We start from the raw sequence: 17237 nt of genomic DNA, 5'->3' as shown, positions 1-17237 counted from the left end.
GTGCCAGTGATCGTCGTGACCGATTCGACGGCCGGCCTGCGCGGCGAGCTCGCCGGCGCGTCCGGCCTCCGCATCGTCCCGCTGCACGTGCTCGTGGGGGCGGAGGACTATCGCGAGGGCGTCGACGACGTGCCGCCCCGTGCGCCGAAGTCCGACGATTACACCTCCGCCGGGCCCTCGCCCGGCGAGCTGGAGCAGGTCTACGCGGAGGCGCTCGACGCGAGCGGCGGCGACGGCGTCGTTGCGGTGCACCTGTCCAAGGCGCTGTCCGGAACATGGGATGCGGCCCGGCAGGCCGCGCACCGGGTAGGCCCGCGCGTGCGGGTGGTCGACTCCGGCGGAGCCGGGATGACGGTGGGAATGCCCGTGCTCGAGGCGGTGCGCGCGGCGGCAGGAGGCGCTTCGCTGGACGAGGTGTATGACACGGCGGCGGCGGCATGTGCACGCGCGTTCGGCGTGGTCTACATCCACCGGCTCGACGACCTGCGCAAGGGCGGCCGGGTCGGCGGTGCCGCGATGTTCGTCTCCTCCGCGCTGTCGGTGCGCGTGCTGTTGCGCATCGGCGGCGGCACGCTCGAACTGCGGGACAAGCTGCGCATCCCCAGCAAGGGCATGCGCAAGCTCGTCGACCACGTGGTGGCCGAGCTGGACGCGCAGCCGGACGGGGTTCGGGCCGAGCTGGCAGTGCAGCATTGGGAGGCGCCCGACCGTGCGGAGACGCTGGAGCAGTTGCTGCGCGAACGGCTCGGCGATGAGGTGACGGTGCACCGGGGCGAGTTCGGCCCGGTGCTGGGGCTGCACCTGGGGGCGGGGGCCGCGGGGGTGTCGGTGCTGACCGCGGTGGGCGCCGACGGTCGATGATCCTGCGGCCGGGCGTTCTCCACAGGCGCTGATTGTCCACAGGAATCTGCAAATCCCCAGGCGGTGACCCGGCTGGTCGGTCCGGGCGCGCGGAAGCGCTGCTTAGCGTCGGGACATGCGTACCACCACCTCGTCACAGCCGTCCATGGACCGACTGGCCGGTGTCACCTCGGGACGCCCGGCGGCGGGCGGGCCCGTGCCCCGGCCGGCGTGGCTGCGAGACCAAGGAATCCCCGGCGAGGAGCTCCACGGCGAGGAGCTAGAGGATCAGCGGCTCCGCGACGCCGACGGTGGGGCGGGTGCGAGCGGTGGTGGGTGGGGCGGCGACCAGGACGGCCACGAGGACCCGGTCCTGGACGGCCCCGGCGGCGCGAGCCGCTGCTTCGATCCGAATGCTCCGGAACAACAGCAGGCCCTCGTGCGCAACCGCGTGGCCGCCGATGCGCGGGAATCTCTGCGGGGGCGGGTGTCGGCACGCCTGCCGGAGCGCTGGCGCGGCACCCGGTTCGCGGTGAGCAGCCGCGGCGCAGCGGTGCTCGCCGCCGTGGGGCTGCTCGCGGCGGTCGCGGCCGGTGTGGGCGTGCTGCGGGACCATCCGGCGGAAGTGCGGGTACCCGAGGTCCAGGCGGCGACGGTGGCGCTCGAGGGCACGGGTCCGGGGGAAAGCGGCGCAGGTCCGGAAGGCGGGCGCACAGAGGAGCCGGCTGGGACTCCGCCGGCCGGGGCCGAACCGTCGTCCGGGGCCGCCGCGCCCGTGCCGGACAGGACCGCTCCGGCCGGGGAGCGGGCGGCCGCCGCCCCTGAGGAGATCGTCGTCTCGGTGCAGGGGCTCGTGCAGCGCAGCGGCCTGGTCCGGCTGGAGCGTGGCGCCCGCGTGGCGGATGCGTTGAGCGCCGCGGGAGGGCCGACGGACGGCGCCGATCTCCTGAGCCTCAACCTCGCGCAGCGGCTCGATGACGGCGACCAGGTGCTGGTGGGCGTGGCTCCCACCGACGGCGGTGCGCCGAGGCTCGGTAGCGCAACGATCTCCGCGGGCGCGGCCGGGCCCGCCGTAGGTGCGCCGTCGGAGGCGGGGGCGGGTGCCGCGACGGGGACGCCTGTGGACCTGAATGCGGCGGACAAGACTGCGCTGGAGGCGTTGCCCGGAATCGGCCCGGTGACGGCGGAGTCGATCCTCCAGTGGCGTGCGCAGAACGGCCGGTTCTCGTCGGTCGATCAACTGACCGAGGTGCGGGGGATAGGCCCCGCGACGCTGGAGAGGTTGCGCGATGCGGTGACCGTGTGACCGGACCGCCGGCCGCCGGCGGCGTGGATGGAACCGGGGAGCAGATTCTTCGGCGCCTGGATGCACGCCTTGCGACCGCCGCGTGCGCGGTGTGGTGTGCGACGGCCGCCGGGGTGTGGGGCGGCGCTGCGACCGCGTGGGGCGTTGCGCTGGCCGTGGGCGCAAGCGGTGCGGCGGCGGCGGTCGTCGCGTGGCGGGCCGGCGCGCGGCCGGGAGCGTGCAGCAGGACCGCGGCCGGCACGCTCGCCGCGGTCCTGCTCGCATCGTGCGGGTTCGCCGCGGCGACGGCGGTGCGCGCGCACGCCGTGGAGACCAATCCGGTCACCGGTCTGTACGGGCGGTGGGTCCACATGACGGTGCGCCTCGACGGCGACCCCCGCCGGATAGGCGGAGTCGGCCAGGGGCACAGCGGATCGCCGCGCGTCCTGGTGCATGGGGAACTGCGGACGCTGCGCACGGGGGGCCGCGACCACGCCGCCACCGGCGCTGTCGTGGTGTTCGCCCCGGCCGACGGCTGGATCGGGCTGCTCCCCGGCCAGCAGGTGGGCTTCTACGGCAGGCCGGCGGCGCCGGACCGCCGGGACCTCACCGTGGCGGCGATCCGCGCCCGCGGCTCTCCGAACACCGTGAGCGATCCCTCGCTCCTGCAGCGGGTTGCGAGCGGCGTGCGATCCCGGTTCGCCGCACTCTGCGCCCGCGTCCTCGGAGCGCGCGAGGCGGGCCTGGTGCGCGGTCTCGTGCTCGGCGATGTGTCGGGTATGCCTCCGCAGACGGATCAACAGTTCACGGCGGCCGGGCTCACCCACCTCACAGCCGTATCCGGCAGCAACTTCGCGTTGGTCTGCGGGCTCGTGCTGCTCGTGGTGCGCCCGCTGGGGCCGCGGCCCGCGGCGGTGCTCACCGCTCTGGCGGTGGTGGGGTTCGTGGTGCTCGTCCGGCCGTCGCCCAGTGTTCTGCGCGCTGCGGTGATGGGGTTGATCGGGCTGCTCGCCTTGGTCACCGGCCGGCGCAGGCAGGCGCTTCCGGCTCTCGGTGCGGCGGTGCTCGCGCTGCTGGCCTGGAAACCGGCGTTGTCCGTGGACGCGGGATTCGCCATGTCGGTCGCAGCCACTGCGGCGCTGGTGGTGCTCGCGCCGGTCTGGGTGGACGGCCTGCGGGAGCGCGGCCGGCCTTCGGTGCTCGTGCAGGCGGTGGTGGTGGCGTCGGTGGCCGACTTGGTCACGATTCCCGTGGTGGCCGCGATCTCCGGCGGGGTCAGCACCGTGGCCGTTCTCGCGAACGTGTTGGCGGCGCCGGCCGTGGCGCCGGCGACGGTCGTCGGCGCCGTCGCGGCGGCGCTCGCAGGCGTGTGGCCGTGGGCCGCGGAGCTGGTGGTCGCCAGCGCGGGGCCGCCGGCGTGGTGGTTGGTCCACGTCGCCGAGTGGTGTGCGGGGCTGCCGTGGGCGCGGATCGCGGTGCCCGACGGCGCTGCGGGCGCGGTGCTGACCGCGGCGGCGATCGTCGGCGTCTGCGGGTGGTACGCCAGCCGCAGGTTCCGGTGGTGCGCGGTGATGGCCACGGTGGCGGCGGAGGCGGTGTGGCTTCCGGCGCACTGGACGGGATTCGGGTGACGGTCGGTCGTGGCTGCGAGGGTGGAGCTGCGCGGGTGGAGCTGCGCGGGTGGAGCTGCGCGGGTGGAGCTGCGCGGGTGGAGCTGCGCGGGTGGAGCTGCGCGGGTGGAGCTGCGCGGGTGGAGCTGCGCTGCGCCGGCCCCGCACCGCTGTCGGCGGCCCGCCCGGCTGTCGGAGCGCCGTGGCAGCATTGTGCCGTGACCACACGGGCCCGTACTACAGCCGATTCCGACCTTGCACCGGATTCCCGCCCCGCCCCCGGCGGCTCGTCGGGCGGCCCCGGCGACCCGGCCGCCCTGCACCTGGTGCTCGGCGACGAGGACCTGCTGATCGAGCGTGCGGTGAACGGCGTGCTCGCCGCGGTCCGCGCGGCATCGCAGGAGGGGCAGAACCTCCAGGCCACCCGCCTTCGCGCCGGCGAGGTCGCGGTCAACGAGCTGGCGGAGATGCTGAGCCCGTCGCTGTTCGCGGAAGACCGCGTCATCGTCCTCGACGCGGCGGGTGAGGCGGGAAAGGAGCCTGCCAAGCTGGTCGCGGACACGGCTGCGGATCTGCCGGAAGGCGTGCACCTGGTGGTCGTGCACTCCGGCGGGGGGCGCGCCAAGTCGATGGTCCCTGCACTCAAGAAAGCCGGCGCGCAGGTGCACGACTGCGCCAAGCTCAAACCGCAGCAGCGCGGCGAGTTCGTCCGCGGCGAGTTCCGGGCGGCAGGCGTGCGCGCCGCGCCGGAGGTGGTGGAGGCCGTGCTCGCCGCGGTCGGCTCGGACCTGCGGGAGTTGGCGTCGGCGTGCTCGCAGCTGGTGGCGGACACCGGCGGCAAGGTGGATGCCGCCGCCGTGCGCAAGTACTACGCCGGACGGGCCGAGGTGAGCGGGTTCGACGTGGCGGACAAGGCCGTCGCGGGGGACCGGGCCGCGGCGCTGGAGGCGCTGCGGTGGGCCCTGCAGCGGGGGACCGCACACGTGCCGCTGGCGGACGCATTGGCCGACGCGGTCAACACCATCGCCCGCGTGGGGGCGGCCGGGCGGGGAGACCCGTACTCGCTGGCCGGGTCGCTCGGGATGCCGCCGTGGAAGGTCAAGAAGGCGCAGGCGCAGCTGCGCGGGTGGCGGCCGGAGACGATCGGGCGCGCGCTGCAAGTGGTCGCCACGCTGAACGGCGATGTCAAAGGCGGTTCGCCGGAGCCGGACTACGCTTTGGAACGGGCCGTGCTGCGGGTCTGCGCGCTGCGCGCCGGCTGAGCCGAGGCGGTCGGGTACCGACCCCGGCACCGCGCACATCGAGGGCCATCCCGCGCTGCGGGATGGCCCTCGATGTGAATGCTGCGGGTCGCCTGTCCGTCGACAGCGGGCGATCAGGCTCCGAGCTTGTTGGTGGCCTTCGCCATGGCTGCCTTCTTGTTGGCGGCCTGGTTGCGATGGATGACGCCCTTGGCGGCGGCTTTGTCCAGGTCACGGCTGGTGCTGATGAGCAGCGACTGTGCGGAATCCTTGTCGCCGGCATCCACCGCTCCGCGGAACTTGCGGATCGCGGTGCGCAGCGACGTCTTCACCGACTGGTTGCGGCGACGGTCGCGCTCGTTCGTCAGGATCCGCTTTTTCTGGGACTTGATGTTGGCCACGCGTGATTACCTCTGTCTTGGCTGTGCTGCGGCCGACCGGCGGGGCCGACCTGGGGTTGCTTGCTGGCCGGGGCCTCCGCGGAGGGGACCGGCCGGGACGTCTGTCGACGGCAGAAGCGCACCCTGCAGTGGGCACGCGCCTACGCCAGTGTTCGAGAATACCAGCGGGGTGCGGCGCGCCCAAACCGCGGGCGGTGGCCAGGCCGTCGGGCCCGGCGTGTGCGATGCCGGGTGGTTCCACCTGCGTCCAGCATAATCGACCGGTAGTCCCGGTGAACCTCGCAGGTGTCACACTGGAGGCGAGCATGCCCGGCCCCGGGTCGTCGACGCGGTGTCCGGTGGTGACGGAGTCCCTGCCGTCGGCCGCCGTCGACCGCCCTGGAGACGAATGAGACGAAGGAACAACGCTTGACCAGCAACTTTGCCGAGACGACGTTCACGGATCCGTCGATGATCCGGAACTTCTGCATCATCGCGCACATCGACCACGGCAAGTCGACGCTGGCGGACCGGATGCTGCAGCTCACCGGGGTGGTCGAGGAACGCCTGATGCGCGCGCAGTACCTGGACAAGATGGACATCGAGCGTGAGCGCGGCATCACGATCAAGGCGCAGAACGTGCGGTTGCCGTGGACGGTGACCGGCGGGGAGTTCGAGGGCAGCCGTCGCGTCCTGCACCTGATCGACACGCCGGGACACGTCGACTTCACCTACGAGGTCTCCCGTGCGCTGGAGGCGTGCGAGGGCGCCGTGCTGCTGGTGGACGCCGCACAGGGCATCGAGGCGCAGACGCTGGCCAACCTGTACCTGGCCATGGAGAAGGACCTCGAGATCATCCCGGTGCTCAACAAGATCGACCTGCCCGCGGCGGACCCGGACCGGTACGCGGAGGAGATCGGCAGGATCATCGGCTGCGATCCGGCCGACGTGCTGCGGGTCTCCGGCAAGACCGGCGAGGGCGTGGCCGAACTGATCGACCGCGTCTGCGAGCGTGTACCGGCCCCGCAGGGCGACCCGGACGGGCCGGCGCGCGCGTTGATCTTCGACTCCGTCTACGACGCCTACCGGGGTGTGGTGACCTACGTGCGCGTGGTCGACGGCCGGATCGAACCGCGGGTGAAGATCGAGATGATGTCCAGCGGCACCACCCACGACCTGCTGGAGGTGGGCATCGTCTCGCCGGAGGCCAAGCCCACCGCGGGCCTGGGCGTCGGCGAGGTCGGCTACCTGATCACCGGTGTCAAGGACGTGCGCCAGTCGAAGGTGGGCGACACGGTGACGACCGCGCGCGGCGGCGCCGCCGCGCCGCTGACCGGCTACCGCGAACCGCAGCCGATGGTCTACTCCGGCCTCTACCCGGTGGACGGATCCGACTATCCGGTGCTGCGTGACGCGTTGGACAAGCTCCGCCTCAACGATGCCGCGCTCAGCTACGAGCCGGAGACGTCGGTGGCGCTGGGGTTCGGCTTCCGCTGCGGATTCCTGGGCCTGCTGCACATGGAGATCACCCGCGAACGCCTGGAGCGCGAGTTCAACCTGAACCTCATCTCCACCGCGCCCAACGTCATCTACCGGGTCGAGCAGGAGGACGGCACGGAGCTGGAGGTGACCAACCCGTCGTTCTGGCCGGAGGGCAAGCTCCGCGCGGTCTACGAGCCCATCGTGAAGGTCACCGTCATCGCGCCCAGCGAGTTCATCGGCTCCATCATGGAGCTCTGCCAAAGCCGGCGCGGCGATCTGGGCGGCATGGACTACCTGTCCGAGGAGCGCGTGGAGCTGCGCTACACCATGCCGCTGGCCGAGATCATCTTCGACTTCTTCGACTCTCTCAAATCGCGCACGCGCGGCTACGCCAGCCTCGACTACGAGGAGGCGGGCGAGCAGCCGTCCGACCTGGTGAAGGTGGACATCCTGCTGCAGGGTGAGGCCGTGGACGCATTCAGCGCCATCGTCCACAAGGACTCCGCGTATTCGTACGGCAACAAGATGGCCCTGCGGCTCAAGGAGCTGATCCCGCGCCAGCAGTTCGAGGTGCCCATCCAGGCGGCGATCGGCTCGCGGATCATCGCCCGCGAGAACATCCGCGCCATCCGCAAGGACGTCCTGGCCAAATGCTATGGCGGCGACATCTCCCGCAAGCGCAAGCTGCTCGAGAAGCAGAAGGAGGGCAAGAAGCGGATGAAGACGATCGGGCGCGTAGAGATTCCGCAGGAGGCCTTCGTCGCGGCGCTGTCGAGCGAGACCGGGGACAAGCCCAAGAAGTGATACCGATCCGGTGAGGAGCATCCAGTGATCTCGACGTGGCTGACCGAGCGGCTCGGGCTGACGCTGCCTCTCGTGGGCGCGCCGATGGGCGGGCGCGCGGGCGGCAGGCTCGCGGGCGAGGTGAGCCGCGCGGGCGGTATCGGCATGCTCGGGGCCGCGCGCTACACCACGGCGGAATGGATCGCCGAGGAGTCGGCGGTGGCGCGCGAGCGCGGCGGCGGACGGCTCGGGATCGGGTTGATGACCTGGTCGCTGGACGCGGACGACACGCTGCTGGGCGCGGCGCTGGAACAGCGGCCGGACCTGGTGTCGCTGTCGTTCGGCGACCCTGAGCCGTATGTGCGGCGGGCGCACGACGCGGGCGCGCTGGTGTGCTCCCAGATCAATTCTCTGGAAGACCTGCGCGTGGTCGAGTCCGCGGGGGTCGACTTCGTCGTGGCCCAGGGCGGCGAGGCCGGTGGCCACACCGGTCACGTGGCCACCCTGCCGCTGATGCAGATGGTGCTCGAGGCGACCGACCTGCCCGTGGTGGTCGCCGGCGGGATCGGCTCCGGCAGGGGGCTTGCGGCGGTGCTGGCGGCGGGGGCCGTCGGCGGGCTGGTGGGCACCGCGCTGCTGGCGAGCCCGGAGGCGGACGGCCCCGAATACTCCCGGCGGCGGGTGGTGTCGGCGGGCGGCACCGACACCGTCTACACGGACGTCTTCGACCGTGCCCGCAGCCAGCCGTGGCCCACGCGGTGGGGCGCGCGCGTGATCGTCAACGACTTCACCCGGCGGTGGTCGGGCCGTCCGGAGGTCTCCGACGCGGACCTGGCCGCGTCGTACGACAAGGACGATCCCGACCTCGGCGTGGTCAACGCGGGCCAGTCCGCCGGCCTGGTGGCCGCAGCGGAGCCGGCCCACGACGTGATCCGGCGCATCGCCGCCGACGCCGAGGAGCTGCTGGCGCGCCTGCGGTGACCGGGCCGATCACCCGCGGTACGCCGGGCGGAACCGGCCGGTGGCCACGCGCTTCTCGGCGCGGATCAGGTGGACGATGGCGTTGATCAGCGACAGGTGGGTGAACGCCTGCGGGAAGTTGCCCAGGTGCCTTCCGGTGTGCGGGTCGAGCTCCTCGGAGTAGAGCATCAACGGGCTGGCGAACGACAACAACCGCTCGCACAGCCGCCGGGCGCGGGCGACCTCGCCGATCTCCACCAGCGACGCCACGAGCCAGAACGAGCAGATGGTGAAGGTGCCCTCCTCGCCGTCGAGCCCGTCGTCGGTCGACTCGGGGCGGTAGCGCAGCACCAGGCCGTTGACGGTGAGCTCGTCGGCGATTGCGAGGACGGTGGCGCGGGCGCGGGGGTCGTCCGGCGGCAGGAATCTGCGCAGCACCACCAGCAGCAGCGACGCGTCGAGTTCGGTGCCGCCGTAGTACTGGGTGAACACGCCGCGTTCGTCGAGCCCGTGCTCCAGGACGTCGTCGCGGATCTCGTCGGCGATCTTCGACCACTTCTCGCTGTACCCGGTCTCGCCGTGCATGCGGGCCAGCCGTGCTCCGCGGTCCAGCGCCACCCAGCACATGACCTTGGAGGCGGTGAAGTGCTTGGGCTCTCCGCGCACCTCCCAGATGCCGCGGTCGGGCTTGCGCCAGTTGTCGATGGCCTTGCCCACCTGCTCGACGATGAGCGGCCACAGGAACTCGGGGATCTGGTCCCGGGAGCGCAGGTGCAGGTAGATCGAGTCCAGCAGGGCCCCCCACATGTCGTGCTGGGCCTGGTCGTAAGCGCCGTTGCCGATGCGCACCGGCCGCGCCCCCTCGTACCCGCCGAGGTGATCGAGGGTCCCCTCGGTGAGCGTGCGTTCGCCGCCGATCCCGTACATCACCTGCAGCGGCCGCTCCGTTCCGTCGTCCGAACTGCCGGCCTCGGCGATGTAGGCGAAGAAGTCGTCGGCCTCACGGTTGAGCCCCAGGGTGTACAGCGACCAGAGTGCGAACGTGGAGTCGCGCACCCAGGTGTAGCGGTAGTCCCAGTTGCGCGACCCTCCCGGGGTCTCCGGCAGGGACGTCGTTGCCGCCGCCATCAGCGCGCCGGTGGGGGCGTAGGTGAGGCCCTTGAGCGTCAGTGCGCTGCGCTGGAGGTACTCGCGCCACGGGTGGTCGGGGAACGAGCCGATGTTGATCCATTGCCGCCAGTACTCGGCCGTCCGCCACATCGCGTCGGCCGCCTCGTCGTAGCTGTGCGGCGGGGGCAGCGCCGACCAGGACAGCGCCGCGTAGAGCGTGTCGCCCTCGACCATGCGCGTGCGGGCGCGCGCGTCCCGGCCCTCGAGCCCCAGCCGCATGTCGGTGGTGAGTGTCAGGGTGGGGGAGTCGGGCTCCGGTGTGTTGCGGTCGGCCGCGGTGCGCACATCCGTCGGCCGGGGCCGGTCGCGCGGGGCGGGCACGGCCTCGGCGGCGGCCTGGTGGTAGTCGTCGCCGATGTACGACCAGGCGGCGGAGCGGCGGTGGTAGTCGAAGGCGGGCTCGCAGGTCAGCTCCATCTCGACGGTTCCGCTCACGCACCGGACCGTGCGCAGCAGAACGTGCTCGGCGTCCCAGTCGTCGGGTGTGCGCCGGTAGGTCCGCGAGCGCCGGGTGCGGTTGTGCCAGGGGCCCATCACCAGCGCATCGCGCACGATCACCCAGCCGGTGCCGGTCTGCCAGGTGGTCTCGAGGATCATGCTGCCGGGCAGGTAACGGCGGGCCGCGGGCACGGTGACGCCGTAGGGGCTGATGCGGAAATGGCCGGCGCTGCGGTCGAGGAGCGAGCCGAAGACGCTGGGGGAGTCCGGGCGGGGCAGGCACATCCATTCGATGGAACCGCTGGGCGCGACCAGGCAGTTCGCCTCGCAGTCCGAAAGGAAGGCGTAGTCGGCGATCGGGGGGAACGCGGCGACGTCCGCGGGCGGCACCGCGACGCCGCCGGCTGTTGTCTTGTCGGGGGATGCATCGCCGGGGGATGCATCGTCGGGGGAGACATCGCCGCCGGGCGCGCCGTTCCCGGAAGGTGAGCCGTCGACGGCAGGCGTTCCCGCGCGGGGCTGCGTGCTGGCAGTGCTCTCCTGATGTGCCATGCGTCCCATACTGTCGCGCGGTTCCCGCCCCGTCCACGGATTACGGCGATCTCCGGATATGAGACCGCCGTCATCCGGGTCCGCGTCCGGTGGCCGCCTGCGCGGCGTGCATGTCTACGCTGGTCACGTGGAAGCGATCGGGCGCTGGTGGGACGGCGTGGAACTGTGGGTGACGGGGCTGCCGTTCGCCCTGCAGGCGCTCGTCGTGATGATCGTCCTGGTCCCGCTGGCCGCGCTCGTCGCCATCGCCCTCGACGTCGTCGTGACGAAGGGCTTCGCCCTGGTCGGTCGCGGCGACCCGCACGACGGCCGGGCCGACGACGAGGACGGCCCGGACACGGCCGGCGGTCCACGCCCGCACACCACCGAGAGTGAGGACTGATGCCCAGGTCACGCGTGACATTGGTGCTGTTGCTTCTGCTGGTCCTGGTCGTCGTGGCCTGGCTGGTCAGCCTGCTGTGACGGTGGCCGCCGCCCGTCCCGGCGAGGGTGCGGGACGGTGACCGGCGCCGGACGCCGCGCCGTCGCGTCGATTGCGCTCGTGGCTGCGACGGCGATGACGGCCGCCTGCGCCGTATGGCACGGCACGGACGCGCAGCGGGTCGGCGCGCAGGGTGCCGGCGGACCGGATGCGCAGACGGAGCTGACGCTGGTCGCTCCGTCGCTCTCGGAGACCGGGTTCGACGCCGTCATCGAGGGGTTCCGCGCCGGCGATCCGGGTGCGGGCCTGGCCGTGTCCGCGGAGTACGGGGCGTCCGCGGAACAGTCGCGGAAGGTGGCCGCCGGCATGCCCGCGGACGCGGTGGCGTTCACCGCCCGGCCCGCGATGGAGAGGGTCGTGCACGCGGGCGTCGTGGACCCGACCTGGGATACGGACGCGACGCGCGGCGTGCCGTCCGCGTCCGTGGTGGTCCTCGTGGTGCGCGACGGGGATCCGCTGGGGATCGACGGCTGGGACGACCTGCTGCGTCCGGACGTCGATGTGGTGACTGCCGACCCGCGCACCTCGGGCGTGGGTATGTGGAACATGCTGGCTCCCTATGCGGCCGCCGGCGACCCGCATGCCGGGTTGGAGTTCATCCGCATGCTCGTCGCCGGGCACCTGGCGGACGGCCTCGTATCGGACGGCCCCGTATCGGCGGGCGCCGCGACCGAACGGTTCCTGGACGGCGCCGGTGACGTGCTGATCACCGTCGAAAGCGAGGCGATGCGCATCGAAGGGGACGGGGCCCCGGTCCAGCACGTGATCCCGGACGCCACCATCCGCGTCGAATACCCCTTCGCCGTCTCCGGACGGAGCGGGCGCCCCGACGCCGCGCGGGCGTTCATGAACTTCCTCTACTCCGCCGAGGGACAACGGCTGTGGGCGCGCAGCGGGTTCCGGCCCGTCGATCCGGGGGTCGCGGCCGAGTTCGCCGGGGAGTTCCCGTCCCCCGTGCGCCTGTACACCATCGAGGACCTGGGCGGTTGGGAGTCGGTGTACCCGGAGCTTTTCGACGGCGACGACGGCGCGATCACGCGGATCTTCGAGGAGGCCGGGGCGTAGGCCCGGACACGGACACGGACGGCGGACGCCGGCGCGGGGCCGGAACGGCTCCCCGTGTGATCGGCAGCACCTACGCTGGACGGCATGGTGTCGGAACCCCGCGGTGTCGGCCGCGAACGCGCGGTCCGTGAGTGCGATGTCGTCGTCCTCGGCGGCGGGCCGGCAGGCGAGAACGCCGCCGCCTACGCGGTCGCCGGAAGCGACCGGACGGCGACCATCGTCGAACCCGAGCTGGTCGGCGGCGAGTGTTCGTACTGGGCGTGCATCCCCAGCAAGGTGCTGCTGCACCCGGCCGCCGTCCGCGGCGCGGCCTCCGCGCTTCCCGGCGTGACGGGCCTGGTCGGGGATCGCCCCCTGGACGCGGCGGCGGTTCTGGCGCGCCGCGACTCCTTCATCGGCCGCCCGGACGGGTCGCTTATGCCCGACGATTCCGGGCAGGTGCGGTGGGCGCGCGGCGCCGGAATCGACGTGGTGCGCGGGGCCGGCCGCCTGGTCGGTCAACGCACGGTCGAGGTCGTTCCGGCCGTCGGCGACGGCGGGGCGACGGTGATCGAGGCCCGGCATGCGGTGGTGCTGGCGACGGGCTCCGAGGCCGCGCTGCCCCCCACGCCGGGGCTGGCGGAGGCGCGGCCGTGGACCTCGCGGGACGTCACGGCGATGACCGAGGTGCCGGGCTCGGTGGCGATCATCGGCGGCGGGGTGGTGGCCTGCGAGGCGGCGACGTGGCTGAGCGCGCTCGGATCCGAGGTGACGATGATCGTGCGGGGCGGTGCGCTGCTCGGCGGCGCCGAGCCGTTCGCGGGGGCGCTGGTGGCCGACGCGCTGCGGCAGGGCGGGCCGGGGCGCAAGCCGGTGCGCATCCTGTTCGGCACGCAGGCGTATGAGGCGGAGCGCGACGCGGTACCCGCGCACGGGCCGGGTGTCCCCGGCGGTGCGCCGGTGACTCTGCGCGTCGAACCGTCCGGGCACGGGGACGCGGGCGGATCCGCGGGCACGGTCTCCGCGGACGAGGTGGTGGTCGCCGCGGGCAGGCGGCCGGCGGTGCGTGGACTGGGCCTGGAGGCCGTGGGCCTCGACCCGCGGCATCCGCCCCGCACCGACGCGCACATGGCCGTGCCCGGGGTGGCCGGGCTCTATGCAGTGGGCGACGTGACGGGCCGGGCGCCGCTGACGCACATGGGCAAGTACCAGGCCCGCGTGTGCGGGGACGTCATCGCGGCGCGTGCGGAGGGACGGCCGGTGGAGGCGTCCCGGTTCCACGCCGATCCGGGGCACACGGCGGTGCCGCAGGTGGTGTTCACCGACCCGCAGGCGGCGTGGACGGGGCTCACCGAGGCCCGCGCCCGCGCAGCCGGGATCGACGCGCACAGCGTGTCCGTCGATCTGGGCGCCATCGCCGGGGCGGCGCTGCAGCGCGAGGGCTACACGGGGCGTGCGCAACTGGTGGTGGACCGTGCGCGCGGCGTCCTCGTCGGCGCCACGTTCGCAGGACCCGAGGTGGCGGAGCTTCTGCATGCCGCGACGATCGCCGTGGTGGGGGAGGTGCCGCTGGACCGGCTCTGGCACGCGGTGCCCGCGTTCCCCACCGTTTCCGAGGCGTGGCTGCGGCTGCTCGAGGCGGCGCGGGAGGCGGGCCTGCTCGCTGCGGGCTGAACAACGGTCGCGCGGGCTCCACCGTGGCAGGGTGCAGGAGAGCCGGGCCGGGGAGAACCCGGTACGGGGCAGGTAGCCTCGGACGTCACTGCGCCGGACCTCGGCGCGGCACGGCGCGCCGCCCTCGGGGCGCGCGCCGCGGCATACTTCACGAGGAGAACGGCGCTGTGGGCGAGAAGATCCGGATCGGCATCGCGGGCTACGGGAACCTGGGGCGCGGTGTGGAGGCCGCCGTGGCGCGCACGCCCGACATGGAACTGGTGGGCGTGTTCACGCGGCGCGAGCCCGCCGCGGTGACGCCGCAGGCGGACGGGACCCGGGTGTACGGGTGGGACGCCCTCGCACGGTTCGAGGACGAGGTGGACGTGCTCATCCTGTGCGGCGGTTCCAAGGAGGACCTGCCGAGGCAGGGACCGGAACTCGCGGCGCGGTTCAACACCGTCGACAGCTTCGACACGCACGCGCGCATCCCGGAGTACTTCGCTTCCGTGGACGGCCCCGCGCGGGCGGCCGGCACCACCGCCGTGATCTCCACCGGCTGGGACCCGGGGCTGTTCTCGCTCAACCGTGTTCTGGGCGAATCGATCCTGCCGGCGGGGGAGACCTACACCTTCTGGGGGCGCGGGGTCAGCCAGGGCCACTCGGACGCCGTGCGGAAGGTGCCGGGCGTGGCGGCGGGGGTGCAGTACACGATCCCGTCGGAGGAAGCCGTCGAGGCGGTGCGGCGCGGCGACCGGCCGGAACTGTCCACGCGCGAAAAGCACGTGCGCGAGTGTTTCGTGGTGCTCGAGGACGGGGCCGACGCGGACACGGTCCGCCAGGCGATCGTGACCATGCCGCACTACTTCGAGCCCTACGACACCACGGTGCACTTCATCACCGCGGACGAACTGACGCGCGATCACGCCGGGATCCCGCACGGCGGCTTCGTGATCCGCAGCGGCGAGACCGGCCCGGCGGACGACCCCTCCGGGCAGGTCTACGAGTTCAGCCTGAAGCTCGGCAGCAACCCGGGATTCACCTCCAGCGTCCTGGTGGCCTACGCGCGTGCGGCGCACCGGATGAACGCGCGCGGCGATGTCGGCGCCAAGACGCTCTACGACGTGGCGCCGGGGCTGCTCTCGCCCAAGACGCCGGAGCAGCTGCGGGCCGAGGACCTGTAACCGCCAGAGAGGCCGCTCATGCCGCGTCGGTGCGTGCGGCCGCGACGGTGACCGTGGCCGCCGCCCGCCTGTACCGGTCCACGATCACTTGCGGCACAAGCGCATGCGGCCCGATCGGCTCGGCGATCATCGCGGACGGTTCCACTTCCAGGGCCCGCCGCCGGACCCTGTCGGCGAGCAGGCCCGGCGCGAGGAACCAGGAGCCCACCACGATGCGCCGCGCGCCCTGCGCCCGCAGCGAGTCGATGGCGGATTCCACCGTCGGATCCGCCGCGGCGGCGAAGCACACCCGGGCGCCGTGCCAAGCGGTGCCCTCGGACACCCGGGCGGCGAGGGCGCGCGTCACCGCGTTGGCCTCCGCGGACGACGAGCCGACGGCGGACAGCGCAACGCCCACGGACGGATCGTCGACCCGTGCCCCGGCGCCGACGATCCGGTCGCGTATCGCCGTGACCAGGCGTTCGTCGTCGCCGAGGACGGGCGCCTGGATCAACTCCATTCCGGGACGCCGGGCGGACGCCGCGGCCAGCAGCGCGGGCAGATCCACCCGCGAGTGGTAGGCGCTGCCCAGCAGCAGGGGGACGACCACGGCGCTGCGGTGGCCGGCGCGTGCCACCGTCTCCACCACGTCGCCGAGCGAGGGCACGGACAGGTCGAGGAACGCCACGTGCACCTCGATCCCCGGATTCGCGGCGCGGAGCCCGTCGACGATCGCGTGGATCGACTGCGCGGACCGCGGATCCCGGCTGCCGTGCGCGACGGCGATCAGCGGCGGGCCGTCCCGTTCGGGCCCGGCTGCGGGGCCGGCGCCGGTCATGCCGGCTGTGCTGCGACGGTGCGGACCGCCTCGAGCGCATCGCCCACCAGCCCGGCGGACAGCGTGTTGCCGCTGGCGGGGTCGATGAGCAGGAAGGACCCGCTGCGCCGGCTCGCCCGGTAGTCGTCCACCGGAAGGTCGCCGGCGGTGCGCAGGTGCACGAGTCCGATGTCGTTGAGCCCCAACTCGTCCGGTGCGGGAGTGACGGTCAGCGCCTGCTCGTCGAACCGTGACTCCACGGCGTCGACGATGGCCTGCACCGTCCGCGTTCCGTGCTTGACGAGCACGCGCGCGCCGGCCCGCAGCGGGCGCTCGGCCAGCCAGCAGACGGTGGCGGCGAACTCCCGCACCGGGGCGGGCGCATCGCCGACGGACGAGATGACGTCACCCCTCGAGACGTCGATGTCGTCGGCGAGCACGAGCGTGACGCTGCGACCCGGCTGTGCCGCGTCGAGCGTGCCGTCCGCGGTGTCGATGCGTTCGATGGTGCTGCGTACGCCGGAGGGCAGCGCCACCACCGGATCCCCCACCCGAGCGGTGCCCACCGAGACCTGGCCCGCGTATCCGCGGTAGTCGGGATGCTCGGCGGTGCGCGGCCGGATGACGTACTGGACCGGGAAGCGCAGGCCCGCCGTGTCCGGTTCGGCGTCCACCGGCACGGACTCGAGATGCTCGATCAGGGTGGGACCGTCGTAGTACGGCGTGTTCGACGACCGCACGGCCACGTTGTCGCCGTGCAGTGCCGATACGGGGATCGACTGCACGGCGGACGGATCCCAGCCCAGGCCGGCGGTGAGCTCGGCGAACTCCGTCGCGATCTCCCGGTACACCGACTCGGCGTGGTCCACCAGATCGATCTTGTTCACAGCCAGGACGAGGCGCGGCACGCCGAGCAGCGCGAGGACCGCCGCGTGGCGGCGGGTCTGTGCGACGACCCCGCTGCGGGCGTCCACCAACAGCACCACCAGCTGCGCGGTCGACGCGCCGGAGACGGTGTTGCGCGTGTACTGCACGTGCCCGGGGGTGTCGGCCAGCACGAAGGTGCGGGTGGGCGTGGCGAAGTACCGGTAGGCGACGTCGATCGTGATGCCCTGCTCACGCTCGGCTCGCAGCCCGTCCACCAGCAGCGACAGGTCGGGGGTGGCCAGGCCGCGGTCCACCGACGCGCGGGTCACGGCGTCGATCTGATCGGCCAGAACCGATTTCGTGTCGTACAGCAGCCGCCCGACCAGCGTGGACTTCCCGTCGTCCACGCTGCCCGCGGTGGCCAGGCGCAGCAGGTCCGGCTGCGCGGTCTTGTCAGTGCTCATCAGAGGT

14 protein-coding genes are annotated in these 17237 nt (G+C 73.0%); 10 read left to right on the top strand and 4 right to left on the bottom strand.

The window, feature by feature from the left end; all coding sequences use genetic code 11:
* From FO059_RS12795 to holA, 4 genes are all read left to right on the top strand, one after another.
* Window positions 1–861, top strand: coding sequence for a DegV family protein (locus FO059_RS12795; protein ID WP_143909308.1), 861 nt, complete (start codon window positions 1–3; stop codon window positions 859–861).
* A 115-nt stretch (window positions 862–976) separates the two neighbouring features.
* Window positions 977–2146, top strand: coding sequence for a helix-hairpin-helix domain-containing protein (locus FO059_RS12790; protein WP_233266720.1), 1170 nt, complete (start codon window positions 977–979; stop codon window positions 2144–2146).
* Window positions 2143–3756: a ComEC/Rec2 family competence protein gene (locus FO059_RS12785; RefSeq protein WP_143909306.1), complete on the top strand. Its 1614-nt coding sequence runs from the start codon at window positions 2143–2145 to the stop codon at window positions 3754–3756. Before FO059_RS12790 ends, FO059_RS12785 begins: the two co-directional genes overlap by 4 nt.
* Before the next feature lie 296 nt (window positions 3757–4052).
* Window positions 4053–4997: a DNA polymerase III subunit delta gene (gene holA / locus FO059_RS12780; protein ID WP_199257006.1), complete on the top strand. Its 945-nt coding sequence runs from the start codon at window positions 4053–4055 to the stop codon at window positions 4995–4997.
* A gap of 113 nt (window positions 4998–5110) precedes the next feature.
* On the opposite strand, the gene rpsT is transcribed toward holA, so the two are convergent.
* Window positions 5111–5377 (bottom strand): 30S ribosomal protein S20, encoded by a 267-nt coding sequence (gene rpsT / locus FO059_RS12775; RefSeq protein ID WP_143909302.1) that lies wholly within the window; start codon window positions 5375–5377, stop codon window positions 5111–5113.
* 450 nt (window positions 5378–5827) lie between these two features.
* Here rpsT and lepA point away from each other — a divergent pair, with 450 nt between their 5' ends.
* Both lepA and FO059_RS12765 read left to right on the top strand, forming a co-directional pair.
* Window positions 5828–7642 carry a translation elongation factor 4 gene (gene lepA, locus FO059_RS12770; RefSeq protein ID WP_143910735.1) on the top strand — a complete coding sequence of 605 codons (1815 nt, stop codon included), beginning with the start codon at window positions 5828–5830 and terminating at the stop codon, window positions 7640–7642.
* Between the two features lie 24 nt (window positions 7643–7666).
* Complete coding sequence (locus FO059_RS12765) at window positions 7667–8602, top strand: NAD(P)H-dependent flavin oxidoreductase (RefSeq protein ID WP_143909300.1); 936 nt, start codon at window positions 7667–7669, stop codon at window positions 8600–8602.
* Window positions 8603–8611: 9 nt separating this feature from the next.
* Here FO059_RS12765 and FO059_RS12760 read toward each other — a convergent pair whose 3' ends face one another.
* Window positions 8612–10741, bottom strand: a complete 2130-nt coding sequence (locus tag FO059_RS12760; RefSeq protein ID WP_143909298.1) for a glycoside hydrolase family 15 protein — start codon at window positions 10739–10741, stop codon at window positions 8612–8614.
* A 127-nt stretch (window positions 10742–10868) separates the two neighbouring features.
* On the opposite strand from FO059_RS12760, the gene FO059_RS12755 reads away from it, so the two are divergent.
* From FO059_RS12755 to FO059_RS12740, 4 genes are all read left to right on the top strand, one after another.
* Window positions 10869–11123 carry a hypothetical protein gene (locus FO059_RS12755; RefSeq protein WP_143909296.1) on the top strand — a complete coding sequence of 85 codons (255 nt, stop codon included), beginning with the start codon at window positions 10869–10871 and terminating at the stop codon, window positions 11121–11123.
* Between the two features lie 174 nt (window positions 11124–11297).
* Window positions 11298–12287: an extracellular solute-binding protein gene (locus FO059_RS12750; RefSeq protein ID WP_143910734.1), complete on the top strand. Its 990-nt coding sequence runs from the start codon at window positions 11298–11300 to the stop codon at window positions 12285–12287.
* A gap of 84 nt (window positions 12288–12371) precedes the next feature.
* Window positions 12372–13940, top strand: coding sequence for a dihydrolipoyl dehydrogenase family protein (locus FO059_RS12745; protein WP_143909294.1), 1569 nt, complete (start codon window positions 12372–12374; stop codon window positions 13938–13940).
* Window positions 13941–14107: 167 nt separating this feature from the next.
* Window positions 14108–15103 carry a diaminopimelate dehydrogenase gene (locus FO059_RS12740; RefSeq protein ID WP_143909292.1) on the top strand — a complete coding sequence of 332 codons (996 nt, stop codon included), beginning with the start codon at window positions 14108–14110 and terminating at the stop codon, window positions 15101–15103.
* 16 nt (window positions 15104–15119) lie between these two features.
* Here the strand turns inward: FO059_RS12740 and FO059_RS12735 are convergent, their stop codons facing one another.
* Both FO059_RS12735 and FO059_RS12730 read right to left on the bottom strand, forming a co-directional pair.
* Window positions 15120–15920, bottom strand: a complete 801-nt coding sequence (locus tag FO059_RS12735) for a sirohydrochlorin chelatase (protein ID WP_143909290.1) — start codon at window positions 15918–15920, stop codon at window positions 15120–15122.
* On the bottom strand, window positions 15917–17230 hold the full coding sequence (locus tag FO059_RS12730) for a sulfate adenylyltransferase subunit 1 (protein WP_143909288.1): 1314 nt from the start codon (window positions 17228–17230) through the stop codon (window positions 15917–15919). The genes FO059_RS12735 and FO059_RS12730 overlap by 4 nt, the downstream gene beginning before the upstream one ends.
* Between the last annotated feature and the right edge of the window lie 7 nt (window positions 17231–17237).

It is taken from the genome of Tomitella fengzijianii, from assembly GCF_007559025.1.
In the GTDB taxonomy this organism is placed as follows: domain Bacteria; phylum Actinomycetota; class Actinomycetes; order Mycobacteriales; family Mycobacteriaceae; genus Tomitella; species Tomitella fengzijianii.
Note: the sequence above shows the minus strand (reverse complement) of the source record. Positions and strands in the feature narration are given on the sequence as shown.